The 16929-nt window shown below is 53.6% G+C and carries 12 protein-coding genes; 3 read left to right on the top strand and 9 right to left on the bottom strand.

Annotated features, from left to right (window positions below; translation table 11 throughout):
* Positions 1-94: 94 nt before the first annotated feature.
* The 3 genes from rluA to polB all read right to left on the bottom strand — a co-directional run bounded on the left by rluA (position 95) and on the right by polB (position 6201).
* Positions 95-754, bottom strand: a complete 660-nt coding sequence (rluA, locus tag OGY08_RS08865) for a bifunctional tRNA pseudouridine(32) synthase/23S rRNA pseudouridine(746) synthase RluA (RefSeq protein WP_003018849.1) — start codon at positions 752-754, stop codon at positions 95-97.
* 11 nt (positions 755-765) lie between these two features.
* Entirely contained in the window at positions 766-3672 is a 2907-nt protein-coding gene (rapA, locus tag OGY08_RS08860) for an RNA polymerase-associated protein RapA (RefSeq protein WP_048236149.1), read from the bottom strand.
* Positions 3673-3849: 177 nt separating this feature from the next.
* Positions 3850-6201: a DNA polymerase II gene (gene polB, locus OGY08_RS08855; RefSeq protein WP_008786176.1), complete on the bottom strand. Its 2352-nt coding sequence runs from the start codon at positions 6199-6201 to the stop codon at positions 3850-3852.
* 576 nt (positions 6202-6777) lie between these two features.
* Here polB and OGY08_RS08850 point away from each other — a divergent pair.
* Entirely contained in the window at positions 6778-7164 is a 387-nt protein-coding gene (locus OGY08_RS08850) for a DUF4751 family protein (RefSeq protein ID WP_008786178.1), read from the top strand.
* Between the two features lie 40 nt (positions 7165-7204).
* Here OGY08_RS08850 and araD read toward each other — a convergent pair whose 3' ends face one another.
* From araD to araB, 3 genes are all read right to left on the bottom strand, one after another.
* A complete protein-coding gene (gene araD, locus OGY08_RS08845) occupies positions 7205-7900 on the bottom strand; it encodes an L-ribulose-5-phosphate 4-epimerase (RefSeq protein ID WP_071446588.1) in 696 nt (231 codons plus the stop codon).
* A 105-nt stretch (positions 7901-8005) separates the two neighbouring features.
* Complete coding sequence (araA, locus tag OGY08_RS08840; RefSeq protein WP_003829590.1) at positions 8006-9508, bottom strand: L-arabinose isomerase; 1503 nt, start codon at positions 9506-9508, stop codon at positions 8006-8008.
* A 10-nt stretch (positions 9509-9518) separates the two neighbouring features.
* Entirely contained in the window at positions 9519-11228 is a 1710-nt protein-coding gene (gene araB / locus OGY08_RS08835; RefSeq protein WP_125362744.1) for a ribulokinase, read from the bottom strand.
* Positions 11229-11567: 339 nt separating this feature from the next.
* Between araB and araC the strand changes: the two genes are divergently transcribed.
* Positions 11568-12413, top strand: a complete 846-nt coding sequence (gene araC, locus OGY08_RS08830) for an arabinose operon transcriptional regulator AraC (protein ID WP_003829586.1) — start codon at positions 11568-11570, stop codon at positions 12411-12413.
* 119 nt (positions 12414-12532) lie between these two features.
* Complete coding sequence (locus tag OGY08_RS08825) at positions 12533-13300, top strand: DedA family protein (protein WP_125362743.1); 768 nt, start codon at positions 12533-12535, stop codon at positions 13298-13300.
* Between the two features lie 97 nt (positions 13301-13397).
* On the opposite strand, the gene thiQ is transcribed toward OGY08_RS08825, so the two are convergent.
* Genes thiQ through thiB form a run of 3 tightly spaced genes read right to left on the bottom strand, consistent with a single transcriptional unit; the run spans position 13398 to position 16649 of the window.
* Positions 13398-14096 (bottom strand): thiamine ABC transporter ATP-binding protein ThiQ, encoded by a 699-nt coding sequence (gene thiQ, locus OGY08_RS08820; RefSeq protein WP_032942352.1) that lies wholly within the window; start codon positions 14094-14096, stop codon positions 13398-13400.
* Positions 14080-15690, bottom strand: coding sequence for a thiamine/thiamine pyrophosphate ABC transporter permease ThiP (gene thiP / locus OGY08_RS08815; RefSeq protein WP_125362742.1), 1611 nt, complete (start codon positions 15688-15690; stop codon positions 14080-14082). The genes thiQ and thiP overlap by 17 nt, the downstream gene beginning before the upstream one ends.
* Positions 15666-16649 (bottom strand): thiamine ABC transporter substrate binding subunit, encoded by a 984-nt coding sequence (gene thiB / locus OGY08_RS08810; RefSeq protein WP_048236144.1) that lies wholly within the window; start codon positions 16647-16649, stop codon positions 15666-15668. Before thiB ends, thiP begins: the two co-directional genes overlap by 25 nt.
* Positions 16650-16929 lie beyond the last annotated feature (280 nt).

Here is a 16929-nt window from a genome sequence, read left to right as displayed (position 1 = left end):
TGAATTGCCGGATGCAGCTAGCGCCTTATCCGGCCTACGTTAATGAATGTATGCCGGGTAAGCGAAGCGCCCCCGGCATAAATTGGCTCAGAATTTAAAAATCCGCCGGGACTTTAAACGTCATACTGTTGCCGTATTCGGGATGCGTGATGGTTAACATCTCTGCATGCAGCAACAGGCGCGGCGCTAACGCGAGAGCTTCCGGCGGAGCATAGAAGCGGTCGCCCAGGATAGGATGCCCTAAAGCCAGCATATGCACACGCAGCTGGTGGGAGCGTCCGGTAATGGGCTTGAGCACTACCCGGGCGGTGTTATCCGCCGCGAACTCCACGACTTCATACTCGGTCTGCGCCGATTTCCCGGTCTCATAACATACTTTTTGCTTTGGCCTGTTTGGCCAGTCGCAAATCAGCGGTAAATCAACCAGACCCTCGGCCGGAGCAGGATGCCCCCAGACGCGTGCGACATACTGTTTTTTCGGTTCGCGCTCGCGAAACTGGCGTTTTAGCTCGCGCTCTGCCGCTTTGGTTAGCGCGACTACAATCACGCCGCTGGTTGCCATATCCAGACGATGCACGGATTCAGCCTGCGGATAATCGCGCTGAATACGTGTCATCACGCTGTCTTTGTGCTCATCCAGACGACCTGGCACAGACAACAAGCCACTCGGCTTGTTGACCACCATAATGTGTTCATCCTGATACAGGATGACCAGCCAGGGTTCCTGCGGCGGATTGTAGTTTTCCATCCCCATGTATGGCTCCGTTACTGATGCGTCACGACGATCAGGCGCAGGGCATCGAGACGCCAGCCCGCCTGATCCAGGCTTTCCATCACCTGCTGACGGTTGCTTTCAATTGCGCTAAGTTCGTCATCACGGATGTTCGGGTTAACGGCACGCAGCGCTTCGAGACGGGAAAGTTCTGCCGTCAGCTTCTCGTCAGCTTCTTTACGCGCTGCGTCGATCAGCGCGCGGGCTGATTTTTCCACCTGCGCTTCACCGAGTTGCAAAATGGCATGAACATCCTGCTGCACGGCGTTGACCAGTTTGCTGCCGGTGTGGCGGTTAACGGCGCTGAGCTGACGGTTAAAGGTTTCGAATTCAACCTGCGCGGCAAGGTTATTGCCGTTTTTATCCAGCAGCATGCGTACCGGCGTTGGTGGCAGGAAGCGGTTTAGCTGCAGTTGTTTCGGCGCTTGCGCTTCAACAACATAGACCAGCTCAACCAGCAGTGTACCAACAGGTAATGCTTTGTTTTTCAACAACGAAATAGTGCTGCTTCCGGTGTCGCCGGAGAGGATCAGATCCAGACCATTGCGGATCAGCGGATGCTCCCAGGTAATAAATTGTGCATCTTCACGCGACAGGGCGACATCGCGCTCGAACGTAATGGTGCAGCCATCTTCCGGCAGCCCAGGAAAATCCGGCACCAGCATATGATCGGACGGCGTCAGCACGATTAAATTGTCGCCACGGTCATCCTGATTAATACCGACGATATCAAACAGGTTCATGGCGAAGGCGATCAGGCTAGTATCATCGTCCTGTTCTTCAATACTCTCAGCCAGCGCCAGTGCTTTTTCGCCGCCGTTAGAGTGGATCTCCAGCAGGCGATCGCGACCTTGCTCTAGCTGTGCTTTCAGCGCGTCATGCTGTTCGCGGCAGGTTTTGATCAGATCGTCAAAGCCCTCGGTATTTTCTGGTTCAGCCAGGTAGCCGATCAGATTGTTATAGACCGTGTCATAGATAGTACGGCCGGTCGGACAGGTGTGTTCGAACGCATCCAGACCTTCGTGGTACCAGCGCACCAGCACAGATTGCGCGGTTTTTTCCAAGTACGGAACGTGAATCTGAATATCATGCGCCTGACCAATACGGTCCAGACGGCCAATACGCTGTTCCAGCAGATCCGGGTTGAACGGCAGGTCAAACATCACCAGATTGCTGGCGAACTGGAAGTTACGCCCTTCGGAGCCGATTTCAGAGCACAGCATTACCTGGGCGCCGCTATCTTCTTCGCTAAACCATGCTGCGGCGCGGTCACGTTCAATGATCGACATCCCTTCATGGAATACGGCAGCGCGGATACCTTCGCGTTCGCGCAGAACCTGCTCCAGCTGAAGCGCGGTGGTGGCTTTTGCACAGATAACTAATACTTTTTGCGAGCGGTGGCTGGTCAGGTAGCCCATCAGCCATTCCACGCGCGGGTCAAAGTTCCACCAGGTGCCGGTGTCGCCTTCGAATTCCTGATAAATCTGTTCCGGGTAGAGCATGTCGCGCGCCCGGTCTTCTGCACTTTTACGCGCGCCCATAATGCCGGAGACTTTAATCGCCGTCTGGTATTGGGTCGGCAGCGGCAGCTTGATGGTATGCAGCTCGCGTTTCGGGAAGCCTTTCACACCGTTACGGGTGTTACGGAACAGCACACGGCTGGTGCCATGGCGGTCCATCAGCATCGAAACCAGTTCCTGACGCGCGCTCTGGGCGTCTTCGCTGTCGCTGTTTGCCGCCTGCAATAGCGGCTCAATGTCCTGCTCGCCAATCATGTCGCCTAACATGTTCAGCTCATTGTTACTCAGCTTGTTGCCTGCCAGTAGCATGGCGACGGCGTCGGCGACCGGACGATAATTTTTTTGCTCTTCAACAAACTGGGCGAAATCGTGGAAGCGGCTCGGGTCCAGCAGGCGCAGGCGTGCAAAGTGACTTTCCATGCCCAGCTGCTCCGGTGTAGCGGTTAGCAGCAGGATGCCCGGCACACGTTCTGCCAGTTGTTCAATGGCCATATATTCGCGGCTGGGCGCGTCTTCGCTCCACACCAGGTGATGGGCTTCATCGACAATCAGCAGATCCCACTCGGCGTCACACAGGTGCTCCAGACGTTGTTTATTACGACGGGCAAAGTCCAGCGAGCAGATGACCAGTTGTTCGGTTTCAAACGGGTTGTAGGCGTCGTGCTGCGCTTCTGCATAACGCTCATCATCAAACAGTGCAAAACGCAGGTTGAAGCGGCGCAGCATTTCGACCAGCCACTGGTGCTGTAATGTCTCTGGGACGATGATCAGCACGCGCTCTGCGGCGCCGGACAGCAGTTGCTGATGCAGGATCATCCCGGCTTCAATGGTTTTACCTAAACCCACTTCGTCTGCCAGTAAAACGCGAGGAGCATGACGACGGCCAACATCATGGGCAATGTTCAGCTGGTGAGGAATCAGGCTGGTACGTTGACCACGCAACCCACTCCACGGCATACGGTATTGTTCACTCTGAAATTTACGGGCGCGATAGCGCAGAGCAAAGCGATCCATGCGGTCAATCTGGCCGGCAAACAGGCGATCTTGTGGTTTGCTGAATACCAGTTTGCTGTCGAGCAGTACTTCACGCAGCATGACACCGGTTTCTTCGGTATCCAGGCGGGTTCCGATATAGGCAAGCAGGCCGTTTTCTTCTTTTACTTCATCGACATGCAGTTGCCAGCCTTCATGGCTTGTTATCGTATCGCCAGGATTGAACATCACGCGGGTCACGGGGGAATCACTGCGCGCATACAGACGGTTTTCGCCCGTCGATGAGAAAAGTAAAGTGACGGTTCGCGCATCCATGGCGACAACAGTACCAAGTCCCAATTCGCTTTCTGTATCGCTGATCCAGCGTTGACCAAGTGTAAAAGGCATATATGTTCGGCTCTATATCTTTAATTGCAGGCAATACTCGTCATTTTCCGGGCTAATCCCCGTTATTGAGAGCATACGACCCCGCTACCAGGCTAATAAATCAGTGGTAGTGGTGTTAAATGGGTCCAGGAATGGAAAGGGCGCTATGGTACTGGATGGCGGCGGTTTCGTCACGCGTCAAAATAACCCCAGTTGTCCTGTGAGTAGTGTAGCAAAATTATCGTCAATAAAGGGAAGAATTCCCTCGGCAACGGGTTGGATCTGGCGGGTCAGATAATGCTCGTAATCGAGCACAGATAGCTGATAATCAACAGGTTCTGGGCCATTGACCGTCCAGACATATTTTATGGTTCCGCGATTCTGATACTGCGGTGGACGCCCCAGCTTTACATTCTGCTCATCGGCGAGTCGCGCGGCACGAACGTGTGGTGGAACATTTCGCTGGTATTCGCTTAACGGGCGGCGCAGGCGCTTGCGGTACACCAGTTGTTCATCCATTTCACCGGCCATCAGACGGTCAATAGTCTCGCGAACAAACTCCTGATAAGGTTCGTTACGAAAAATTCGCAGGTATAGCTCCTGCTGAAACTGTTGGGCCAGCGGCGTCCAGTCGGTTCGTACCGTTTCCAGTCCCTTAAACACCATACGTTGCTCTGCACCGTCCTGAATCATCCCCGCATAGCGTTTTTTACTGCCGGTATCTGCACCGCGAATGGTCGGCATCAGAAAGCGACAAAAATGGGTTTCAAATTCCAGCTCCAGCGCGCTGGTCAGATTTTGTTGCTTCAGCGATTGCGCCCACCAGGTGTTGACATAGCTCACCAGTTCCCGACCAATTCGGGCTGCATCGTCTTCTGAGTGCGCCTTTTTCAGCCAGACAAAGGTGGAATCGGTATCGCCATAAATGACATCGTAACCCTGAGCCTCAATTAACGCTTTGGTCTGGCGCATGATCGCATGGCCGCGCATGGTAATGGACGAGGCCAGTCTCGGGTCGAAAAAGCGACAGGCGGTGGTGCCCAGCACGCCGTAAAATGCGTTCATGATGATTTTCAACGCCTGCGAGAGTGGCTTATTGCCGCGGCGTTTTGCTTCTTCGCGCCCGTGCCAGATCTGAGTAACGATTTCCGGCAGGCAGTGCTTTTCGCGTGAAAACCAGGCGTCAAGGAAACCTTCGGTGCTGTGTTCCGGATCCGGCTGCGCCATCCCTTCGATAAGCCCCACCGGGTCGATTAAAAAAGTACGAATTATTGAGGGATACAGGCTTTTGTAATCCAGCACCAGTACGGAGTCGTATAAGCCTGGGCGCGAGTCCATCACGTAGCCGCCGGGACTGGCGTGCGCGGGGACTTCACCCAGATTCGGCGCCACATAACCCGCCCGGTGCATTCGTGGCAGGTAGAGATGTCCGAAGGCGGCAACTGAACCACCGTGCCGGTCGACCGGCAGACCGTTGACCGTCGATCGTTCCAGCAGAAATGGCATGATCTCGGTTTTGTGAAAAATGCGCGTGACCAACTCACAGTCTTTGAGATTGTAGGTGGCAAGCGCGGGCTTATCCTGGGCAAATCGACGGTCGATTTCGTCCATTCTGTCCCACGGATTATCAATCGACTTCCCTTCGCCCAACAGCTCCTGTGACACTGTTTCCAGTGAAAATGACGAGAAATTCCAGAACGCGGATTTTAGCGCCTCAATACCGTCGATAATCAGGCGCCCCTTAGCCTGAGCGAAAAATACGCCGTTCTTGAAGCCATGCTCGCGCCACTCAAGCTCGCTGCTATCACGGCCAAAACGCAGGGGAATGCGGTAACGTTCGGCGTGCTTTTGCAGGACGCGTAAATCGAATTGCACGACGTTCCAGCCGATTATCACATCAGGATCGTGACGGGCAATCCAGTCATTGAGTTTTTCCAGCAACTGCGGGCGGCTTGCAACGTACTCAAGTTCAAAATCAAGCGTAGAGGCGTCGCCGTTTGCCGGGCCGAGCATGTAGACAATACGTTGCCCGCAGCCTTCAAGACCGATGCAATAGAGTTCGCCGTGGCGCGTGGTTTCGATATCCAGCGATACCCATTTTAGCGGTGGTCGATAGTCAGGGTTCGGCTTCAGGCGGGCATTCACCAGCATGTCATTATGTCTGTCGCCTTCGACCCAAACAGGGGAGGTGATAAAGCGCTCCATCAGATACCGCTCAGGTGGGCGTACATCGCCCTCATAGACGGTGACTGCGTTTTCGCGCAACAGTTTTTCCAACCGCATGAGCTGGCGATGTGAGCGGCAATACAGGCCGGAAACAGGATTGCGGTGGAAGTCTTGCAATTGCAGCGATTTCAGGCGATAGCCGTTTTCAGTGCGTAATAATGACATTACGCGAGGAACCTGACTGGTGGGAATAAACGCGACCGACTCCTGAGGCGCGAGCGTGACCTGCAGCGGCCCATCGTCTGTCGCCAGCCAGAATGAGACCTCAGTTCCCTGCGGGGTGTCCCGCCAGTGCCGGGTTAAAATAAAACCTGCTTGCGCCACGCTGCGTATCCGTCAAAAAACCAGGCATTATTATAGCCTGGTTTTGATAGATTAGCTGTGATTTTATACAGTTGTCATGCTCAGAAGAGGTTACTGCCCGAAATACGCTTTCCTGAGTAAAATAATTATTCCTACCTGACAATGTTATCTTCATATGCAATATATGAATAAAATAGCTTTGATAGGCTACAGATAGATATATTATAGCTGGTATTTGTACATTAGTTTCCATTAATTACGTTGTTTATATTTTAATTGTTAATTACAAGTTCGTTTTCATACTTTTTCTATTTTTTAGGAATAGTGCTCATTTGATTTTGCTACATATTTCTCGGATTAGTGAAAAAATTATATTTTTATTTGTTTTTATTAGCTGTTAGTGTAAAACTTTCATTCGAAATGTTTGGGTCATTATCTTAAATATAATATATTTAAATGGGGTTGTTATTGTTCTAAATAAACAGTTTCGATTCAATTTCGTCGGGAAATTCTCTGTGAATATAATTTTATTTTTTTTCGATGGCTTGTGCATTTTTTTTGTCCTTTTGATATTAATTTTGAAAAAATGGAGTTTTTATGAACGTTCTTTCCAAACATCAGCTTGGCATTAAATATCAGAACTATATGTTTGTTAACACAATGATTTCTAATCCAGCGATTAAAACTGTGAGCAAATATATTTTATATAAAACATGGGACGGTAAGTTGTGGAATGCTGAAATTATTGAAAATGGTAGCGCTTTTTTTCACTGGCAGGGTAATGACAAAAGTAAGGGGCACAAAGATACAGTGATTAATTATCTGCTGAACGGGCAGAAGTGGCAGGCGACGATTACAGATTATGTCTTTTTCCATTGTCTGGAAGGAAATAAGTCTCATGGACACTATGATAATGTAATTAATTATATCTGTTCAAATGATTGTGTATACCAAGGTTCATTCGCCGAATATTATAGCGAATAACTATAAAGGAGCGCGTAGATTATCTGCGCGCTTATTTCTTTTACTGCCCGTAATACGCTTTTGCACCGTGTTTGCGCAGGTAGTGTTTATCTAGCAGGGTTTGCTGCATATCCGGTAACTGCGGCGCGAGCTGGCGACAGAAGATCCCCATATAGGCTACTTCTTCCAGCACGATGGCGTTATGCACCGCATCTTCGGCATTTTTTCCCCAGGCAAATGGACCGTGAGAGTGCACCAGCACGCCAGGCATCTGTGAGGCGTCAATACCCTGTTTTTCAAAGGTTTCAACGATTACGTTACCGGTTTCCCATTCATATTCGCCGTTGATTTCTTCGTCGGTCATTTTGCGTGTGCAGGGAATCGAACCGTAGAAATAGTCCGCATGGGTGGTCCCCGTTGCCGGAATCGACTGACCCGCCTGTGCCCAGATGGTTGCATGGCGCGAATGGGTGTGAACAATGCCGCCAATGGTCGGGAACGCCTGATACAGCAAACGGTGTGTTGGGGTATCTGAGGAAGGTTTCTTCGTACCTTCTACAACTTCACCCGTGGCGATACTGACTACCACCATATCGTCGGCGGTCATTACGCTGTAATCGACTCCCGAAGGTTTAATCACAAACACGCCGCGCTCGCGATCGACGGCGCTAACGTTCCCCCAGGTCAGGGTGACCAGATTGTGCTTAGGCAACGCCAGATTGGCTTCCAGTACCTGACGTTTGAGATCTTCTAACATGATGCTCTCCGATGAATCTTGCCGGATGGCGCTACGCTTATCCGGCCTACAAATCGCACATTCTTGTAGGCCGGATAAGGTGTTTACGCCGTCATCCGGCAGTTGTTAACGTTTGAAGCCGTAATACACTTCGTTCCAGCGCAGCGCGTCCTTAAAGGCCGGCAGGCGGGTATCGTTATCGATCACTGCGATCTCGATATCATGCATTTCAGCGAACTGGCGCATATCGTTCAGATCCAGCGCGTGGCTGAACACAGTGTGGTGCGCGCCACCGGCCAGGATCCAGGCTTCAGAAGCGGTTGGCAGATCCGGTTGAGCTTTCCACAGCGCGTTAGCGACAGGCAGTTTTGGCAGGGAGTGCGGCGTTTGTACCGTGTCGATGCAGTTAACCAGCAGGCGATAGCGATCGCCGAGATCGATCAGGCTGGCAACCACTGCCGGGCCGGTTTTGGTGTTGAAGATCAGACGGGCAGGATCGTCTTTACCACCAATGCCGAGGTGCTGTACGTCGAGGATCGGTTTCTCTTCCACCGCGATGGACGGGCACACTTCCAGCATGTGCGAGCCGAGCACCAGATCGTTGCCTTTCTCGAAGTGGTAGGTGTAATCCTCCATAAATGAGGTGCCGCCCTGCAGACCGGTTGACATCACCTTCATGATGCGAAGCAGAGCGGCGGTTTTCCAGTCGCCTTCGCCCGCAAAGCCGTAGCCTTGCTGCATCAGACGCTGTACGGCCAGACCAGGGAGCTGTTTCAGGCCGTGTAAATCTTCAAATGTGGTGGTGAAGGCGTGGAATCCACCCTGTTCCAGGAAGCGCTTCATCCCCAGTTCAATACGGGCCGCTTCCAGGACATTCTGACGTTTTTCACCGTGGACTTGCGTCGCCGCCGTCATGGTATAGGTGCTTTCGTACTCATCGATTAGCGCGTTGATTTCGCCGTCGCTAATTGCGTTCACTACCTGCACCAGATCGCCCACGGCCCAGGTGTTTACCGAGAAGCCGAACTTGATCTGCGCAGCGACTTTATCGCCATCGGTGACCGCAACTTCACGCATGTTGTCGCCAAAACGGCAGACTTTCAGGTGGCGGGTATCTTGTTTGGACACGGCCTGGCGCATCCAGGAGCCAATGCGTTCGTGCGCTTGTTTATCCTGCCAGTGACCGGTGACCACGGCATGCTGCTGACGCATACGCGCGCCGATGAAGCCGAACTCACGACCGCCGTGCGCAGTCTGGTTCAGGTTCATAAAGTCCATATCAATGCTGTCCCACGGCAGGGCGGCATTAAACTGGGTGTGGAACTGCATCAGCGGCTTGTTGAGGATAGTCAGGCCGTTAATCCACATTTTGGCCGGGGAGAAGGTATGCAGCCAGACCACCATCCCTGCACAGCGATCGTCGTAGTTCGCGTCACGACAGATAGCGGTAATCTCATCAGGGGAAGTGCCCAGCGGTTTTAATACCAGCTTACAGGGCAGTTTGGCTTCAGTATTCAGTGCGTTAACGACGTGCTCGGCATGTTGGGTTACCTGACGCAGGGTTTCAGGGCCATACAGATGCTGGCTACCAATCACAAACCACACTTCATAGTTATCAAAAATCGTCATTGTCGTGTCCTTAATGTGTCAGGGTTGCCAGGTCTACCGGGGCTTGTTGCGCCGGAGCGGCAGTCGGAAGGTATTGCTGTTCAGCGCTTACTGCCCACTGCTGATAGCGGCGGTAAAGCTGTTCAAAACGTTGAGCCTGCTCTGGGCGAGGTTGCAGCGTGTTTTCCACGGCGCTTGCCATCTGCTGCTGAGCGGCAGGGATATCGGCGTGTACTTTCGCGGCAACGGCGGCGAAGATAGCCGCACCGAGTGCGCAGCACTGGTCTGAAGCGACAATCTGTAGCGGACGGTTCAGCACGTCACAGCAGGCCTGCATGATGACCGGGTTCTTGCGCGCGATACCGCCAAGCGCCATCACGTTGTTAACCGCAATGCCTTGTTCGGTGAAGCATTCCATAATGGCGCGCGCGCCAAAGGCGGTGGCGGCAATCAGACCACCGAACAGCGCTGGCGCGTCGGTTGCCAGGTTCAGATCGGTAATCACCCCTTTCAAACGCTGGTTGGCATTGGGCGTACGGCGACCGTTGAACCAGTCGAGCACGACCGGCAGATGCTCCAGTGATGGATTTTTCGCCCATGCTTCGGTGAGTGCAGGTAGCAGCTGTTTTTGACTGGCTTTAATCTGGGTCTGCAGTTCCGGATGCTGTGCGGCAAGCTGTTCCAGCGGCCAGCTCAGCACGCGGCTAAACCAGGCATAGATATCGCCGAAAGCAGATTGCCCCGCTTCCAGACCGATAAAATGCGGCACCACGCTGCCATCAACCTGGCCGCAAATGCCTTTCACCGCACGCTCGCCAACGCTTTGCTTGTCGGCAATCAGAATGTCGCAGGTTGACGTGCCGATGACTTTCACCAGCGTGTTAGGCTGTGCACCTGCGCCGACCGCGCCCATATGGCAGTCAAAAGCACCGCCTGCAATCACCACACTTTCCGGTAGTCCCAGACGCTGTGCCCACTCGGTGCACAGGGTGCCAACCGGCAGATCCGCGGTGAAGGTATCGGTAAACATTGGGTATTGCAGATGGCGGTTGAGGATGGGGTCGAGTTCGTCAAAGAAACTGGCTGGCGGCAGACCACCCCAGCTTTCATGCCACAGGGATTTATGCCCGGCGCTGCAGCGACCGCGACGAATATCCTGTGGGCGTACGGTGTTGGAGAGCAGGGCCGGAACCCAGTCGCATAGCTCAATCCACGAAACCGCAGCCTCGGCAACTGCGTGGTCCTGACGAGTGACATGCAGAATTTTGGCCCAGAACCATTCGCTGGAATAAATGCCGCCGATATAGCGGGAGTAATCGATCTTGCCCGGTGTGTGGCACAGGCGGGTGATTTCTTCGGCTTCTTCTACTGAGGTGTGATCTTTCCACAGGACAAACATCGCATTCGGGTTTTCCGCGAACTCCGGACGCAGCGCCAGTACATTACCGTCTGCATCGATGGGTGCCGGGGTTGAGCCGGTACTGTCAACGCCAATACCGACCACTTCCGCGCGCTGCTCAGCGCTCAGTTCGGCCAGTACGGTTTTCAGCGCCGCTTCCATGGATTCAATGTAGTCGCGCGGATGATGGCGAAACTGGTTGTTTGGGCCATCGCAATACTGCCCTTCCTGCCAACGTGGGTACCACTCAACGCTGGTGGCGATCTCTTCGCCGGTGGCACATTCCACCGCCAAAGCGCGTACTGAATCACTACCAAAATCGAGGCCAATTGCAATCGCCATCGTCTTACTCCATCCAAAAATACGGGTATGGATAAACAGTAGTGAGTAGCGATAAAAACCGTCAGGCAGGATCCGCTAATCTTATGGACTAAAATGCTGTGGCATCACAAAGTGTGACGCTGTGCAAATAATCAATGTGGACATTTCTGCCGTAGTTATAGACACTTTTGTTAGCCGATTTTGACGTTGGCGTAGTACATGTTTTTTACAAAGAGCTTTTCACAAGCGGGGTTGGTGGTCCATTGCCGCAAATACAGCGGCCCGCAGGGGCGACAGCGATGATGTCTGGCGTAATATGGACAAATTGTTTCTTGGCAGGACATAGGGAGTATTGAAATTATGGCTGAAACGCAAAACGATCCCCTGTTGCCTGGTTATTCGTTTAACGCGCATTTGGTGGCCGGATTAACCCCCATTGAGGCGAACGGATACCTGGATTTTTTTATCGACAGGCCGCTGGGTATGAAGGGTTATATCCTCAATCTCACCATCCGTGGCGAAGGGGTTATCAATAATCAGGGCAAGCAATTTGTCTGCCGGCCTGGCGATATTCTGTTGTTTCCTCCTGGAGAAATTCACCACTACGGGCGCCATCCTGATGCCAGCGAGTGGTATCACCAGTGGGTTTACTTTCGACCGCGCGCCTACTGGCAGGAGTGGCTGACCTGGCCGGCCATTTTTGGCCAGACCGGTTTTTTCCGCCCGGATGAAGCACATCAGCCGCATTTTAACGAGCTGTTTGGGCAAATAATTAACGCCGGGCAGGGAGAAGGTCGTTATTCCGAACTGCTGGCGATTAATTTACTGGAGCAGTTGTTGCTCCGACGTATGGAAGCCATCAATGAATCGCTACACCCGCCCATGGACAACCGCGTCCGTGATGCCTGCCAGTACATCAGCGATCACCTGGCGGACAGCAATTTTGATATCGCCAGCGTCGCGCAGCACGTCTGCCTGTCGCCTTCCCGTTTGTCGCATCTGTTCCGTCAGCAGTTGGGGATCAGCGTATTAAGCTGGCGCGAGGACCAGCGCATCAGCCAGGCGAAGCTACTGCTGAGTACCACACGTATGCCTATCGCCACCGTAGGTCGCAATGTTGGTTTTGACGACCAGCTCTATTTCTCTCGTGTTTTCAAAAAATGTACCGGTGCCAGTCCGAGCGAGTTTCGCGCTGGATGTGAATAAAAAGTGAATGATGTATCCTGAAAGTTGTCATAACTCGCAATCTATTCAGACAATTGATGGCTTGACGAAGTTGAGAGGGGTTATCAAAATCCCTGCTTCGTAAATTTGACGGACACATTATGCAAGCATTGCTGGAACACTTTATTCTCCAGTCCGCCCTGTACTCTCTGATCGCCGTACTTCTGGTGGCTTTTTTGGAGTCGCTGGCGCTGGTTGGTCTGATTCTGCCCGGGACCGTGATGATGGCGGGGTTGGGCGCGCTGATTGGCAGCGGCGAACTGAACTTCTGGCATGCCTGGCTTGCGGGCATTGTCGGCTGCCTGTTGGGGGACTGGATCTCCTTCTGGTTGGGCTGGCGCTTTAAAAAGCCGCTGCACCGTTGGTCGTTCATGAAAAAGAACAAGGCGTTGCTGGATAAAACCGAGCACGCCCTGCATCAACACAGCATGTTTACCATTCTGGTAGGCCGTTTTGTCGGACCGACGCGCCCGCTGGTGCCGATGGTAGCAGGCATGCTGGATCTGCCTGTCGCTAAATTTATCGTCCCGAATATTATTGGCTGCGTGCTGTGGCCACCGTTCTACTTCCTGCCGGGGATCCTGGCGGGAGCGGCAATTGATATCCCTTCTGATATGCAGAGCGGGGATTTTAAATGGTTGCTGCTGGCGACGGCGGTGTTGCTCTGGGTGGGCGGCTGGTTTTGCTGGCGGCTATGGCGTAGTGGCAAAGCGGCTGTTGATCGCTTAACGGCGTATTTCTCCCGCAGCCGTTTGCTGTATCTGGCGCCGTTAACGCTCGGGATCGGCGTGGTCGCGCTGGTGGCGTTACTGCGCCATCCGCTGATGCCGGTGTATATCGACATTCTGCGTAAGGTTGTAGGTTACTGACGATACCTTTGCCGGATGGCGGCTTCGCCTTATCCGGCCTACAAAATGTGCGACCTACAGGCCGGATAAGGCGTTCACGCCGTCATCCGGCAACGCATTATGCTTTAATGCCCAATAGCGCCGAGGCGCTGGCGTTGCCGCTTAACAGATCGTCCGTTTTGCCCTGCCACGCGATGCGCCCGTCGGCGACCACAATCGAGCGGGACGCAATTCGCGCGGCATCTTCTACGCTGTGAGAAACCATCAGCAACGTCAGCTGCTTCTCGCGACAGACTTCGGCGACCAGCGTTAGCATCTCCTGGCGCAGCGCGGGATCGAGCGCTGAGAACGGTTCATCAAGCAGTAAAATAGGTTGTTCTCGCACCAGACAACGCGCCAGCGCCACGCGCTGCCGCTGCCCGCCGGAAAGCTCACCGGGGAGGCGTTCCAGCAGAGAGTCGAGTCCCATTTGTTGAGCGATGTGGTGCATTTTCTCCCGCTGCGATGTGTTCAGCTTCAATCCCGGATTCAGGCCCAGGCCGATGTTTTGCTGTACGCTCAGATGGCTGAACAGGTTATTTTCCTGAAACAGCATGGAAACAGGACGGCGTGAGGGCGGCGTGGTGGTGTGATCTTCACCGTCAATCATCATGGTACCGCTGGCAGGCGTGAGAAAGCCGGCAATCAGATTCAGCAGCGTACTTTTCCCGGCGCCGCTGGGCCCGAGTACAGCTATTTGCTCACCGCGCGTGACCGACAGCGTAAAGCGCATAGGCAAATGGTGATACAGCCATGTGATATCAATCAGTTTTAACATTTCGACCCGGCAATTTCTCAATAACGGTAAAAAGCGTAAAGCACAGGATCAGCAGTAATAACGCCGTAACTGCGCCATCCTGACTGCGATAAGAGCCAATCTGCTGATATAAATAAAATGGCAGGGTACGGAAATCCTCATTACCAAATAATGCCACTACGCCAAAATCGCCGATCGACAGGACGCAGGCAAACGCCATCGCCTGCGCCAGCGGGCGCTTCAGGGCTCGCAGTTCAACCACTTTCAGGCGCGACCATCCCTCAATACCCAACGACTGGCACAACATACTGTAGCGCGCAGTGACGTCACGCATTGGGTTTTCCAGCACTTTCAGCGCGTAAGGGATCGCCATCAGCGCATTGGTAAAAATGACAATGCCGTCGGCAGATTCAGGAAGCCCAATGGTATTATTGAGCAGTAGAAAGAAGCCGGTTGCCAGCACGATGCCCGGCATGGCGAGGATCATCATGCCGCTCAACTCCAGCATCTGACCTGCCAGCAGCTGCTGTCGGGCACGGAGTTCACGACTGCTCCATAACAGCATCATAGTGAGCACGACGCATAACGCTCCTGCTGCTAATGCGATGCGCAGCGAGGTTCCCAGCGCCTGCCACAGCACTGGCTGCATCAGTACATCCAGAACATGGCGGTTTAAGCCATCGACAATCACCGCCAGCAACGGCGGCAGTAACAGCAACAGGGCAAGAATAATCAGGATTGCGTCAGCCAGTCGGCTGTGCAGGCGATCGTCGGGATCGCGCCAGCCTTGTACCAGGGTAGCACCGGGAGCAATCGCGCGGCTCAGACGTTGGCTGAGGAGCACCAGCGCCAAACAACAAACCATCTGGATCAACGCCAGCATGGCTGCGCGGGCAGGATCGTAATCAAAATTCAGCGCCTGATAGATAGCCAGTTCGATGGTGGTGGCTTGTGGCCCGCCACCCAGCGACAGAACGGTGGCGAAGCTGGCGAAGCACAACATAAAGATGAGTGCCGCGACGGGCAGGATCTGACGACGCAGCCACGGCCATTCAACAAAACGGAAGAAATGCCAGCCACGCATACCCAGCTGAGCGGCTAACTGCCGCTGTTCGCCGGGAATATTCTCCAGCGACTGTAACAGCAGGCGGCTGGCCATCGGCAGATTGAAAAAGACATGCGCCAGCAGAATGCCCTGCAAACCGTATGGCGAAAACGTCCACTCCAGCCCGAATGTATGCCAGAGCGAGGCCAGCCAACCCTGGCGGCCGTAGACGCTAAGAATACCGAATACCGCGACCAGCACTGGCAGGATTAACGTCATTGCGCACAGACGCAGCAGCGCCAGACGTCCTGGAAAACGACGACGATAGAGCGCTCTGGCAAGGAAAATCGCCGGGACAACCGACAACACTGCGGATAAAAAAGCCTGCCAGAAAGAAAAGCGCACCACGTGCCACAGGTAGTCATCTTGCCACAGCGAGAGCCATTCTCCCTGCGGGGCGTTAAACCACAGTGCCAAAAATGCGGCCAGGGCAACGGCCACCATCAGCGTGGCGGCGGTAAGCCCAGGAAACAGCCAGCCGGGAATTAACGGCTGACGGCGCGTTGCCATTCGCTAATCCATGCCTGACGTTGAGCCGCAACCTGCTGCGGCGTAAATTCCAGCGCGGTGGTCGGTTTATTCAGTTGCTCGAATCCTGGCGGTAGGGCGACTTGCGTCACGGGATACATCCAGTTGCCGGTCGGAATCGCATTCTGGAATGCCGGGGATACCATAAACTTCAGGAATTTCTCGGCCAGTTCCGGCTGCTTGCTGGCCGCGGTACGGGCGGCGACTTCCACCTGCAAATAATGGCCTTCGCTAAAGTCGGCTGCGGCGTAGTTGTCTTTTTTATCGGCGATGATGTGATAGGCCGGAGAGGTGGTGTAGCTGAGCACCAGATCGCTTTCACCTTTCAGGAACAGGCCGTAGGCTTCGCTCCAGCCCTTGGTGACGGTGACGGTTTTGGCTGCCAGTTTCTGCCACGCCTCTGGCGCTTTATCGCCATAGACTTTCTGCATCCATAGCAGCAGACCCAATCCCGGCGTGCTGGTGCGCGGATCCTGATAAATGACGCGCCATTTTTGGTCGCTCTCTACCAGTTCTTTCAGGCTTTTGGGCGGATTCTTCAGCTTGTTTTTATCATAAACGAAGGCGAAATAGCCGTAATCAAACGGAACGAAGGTATCGTTTTTCCAGCCGCCGGGTACGTTAACGGCGTCGTTTGCAACACCACTTTTGGCAAACAGTTTGGTTTGTGTGGCGGCTTCCAGAAGGTTGTTATCCAGACCCAGTACGACGTCGGCTTTGCTGTTTTTTCCTTCCATGCGCAAGCGGTTAAGCAGCGAAACGCCATCTTCCAGCGCGACCAGTTTTAGCTCGCAGTTGCAGTCAGCTTCAAAGGCTTTTTTGATTGTCGGGCCCGGGCCCCAGTCAGCTGCGAACGAGTCGTAGGTATAGACGGTCAGTACAGGTTTAGCGAAAGCAGGCGCTGCGCACAGCAGTAAAAGCGGAAGACATTTTTTAAACACTTTGCACCTCAAGAGTTGGGTGGCAAAGGACTTGAGATAAGCCTCAAATCCCTTCGCCGGCATTATCCGGATCAGGTTCGACGGGTATCTCTCAGCCCATACACTTCATCATTCACGCTGCCTCTGTGTTGGCAGCGCTCGCTCACCCCAGTCACATAGTTATCTATGCTCCTGGGGACTCACTCGCTTGCCGCCTTGATGCATCATGAATGATCTTGTGTATGTTTTTTATTTAGCACCCCGTTGAGAACGGCGTTAGTGTAGTGATTTTGTTGCCGGG

The sequence above is a fragment of the Citrobacter sp. Cpo069 genome, assembly GCF_030332785.1.
Lineage (GTDB): Bacteria > Pseudomonadota > Gammaproteobacteria > Enterobacterales > Enterobacteriaceae > Citrobacter > Citrobacter portucalensis.
The sequence above is the reverse complement of the archived record's forward strand: the minus strand, read 5'-3'. Positions and strand labels throughout refer to the sequence as shown.

Coding starts and splice junctions, on each gene's coding strand:
- rluA (WP_003018849.1), bottom strand. CDS start 754: ATGGGGATGGAAAACTACAATCCGCCGCAGGAACCCTGGCTGGTCATC.
- rapA (WP_048236149.1), bottom strand. CDS start 3,672: ATGCCTTTTACACTTGGTCAACGCTGGATCAGCGATACAGAAAGCGAA.
- OGY08_RS08850 (WP_008786178.1), top strand. CDS start 6,778: ATGAACGTTCTTTCCAAACATCAGCTTGGCATTAAATATCAGAACTAT.
- araD (WP_071446588.1), bottom strand. CDS start 7,900: ATGTTAGAAGATCTCAAACGTCAGGTACTGGAAGCCAATCTGGCGTTG.
- araA (WP_003829590.1), bottom strand. CDS start 9,508: ATGACGATTTTTGATAACTATGAAGTGTGGTTTGTGATTGGTAGCCAG.
- araB (WP_125362744.1), bottom strand. CDS start 11,228: ATGGCGATTGCAATTGGCCTCGATTTTGGTAGTGATTCAGTACGCGCT.
- araC (WP_003829586.1), top strand. CDS start 11,568: ATGGCTGAAACGCAAAACGATCCCCTGTTGCCTGGTTATTCGTTTAAC.
- OGY08_RS08825 (WP_125362743.1), top strand. CDS start 12,533: ATGCAAGCATTGCTGGAACACTTTATTCTCCAGTCCGCCCTGTACTCT.
- thiQ (WP_032942352.1), bottom strand. CDS start 14,096: ATGTTAAAACTGATTGATATCACATGGCTGTATCACCATTTGCCTATG.
- thiP (WP_125362742.1), bottom strand. CDS start 15,690: ATGGCAACGCGCCGTCAGCCGTTAATTCCCGGCTGGCTGTTTCCTGGG.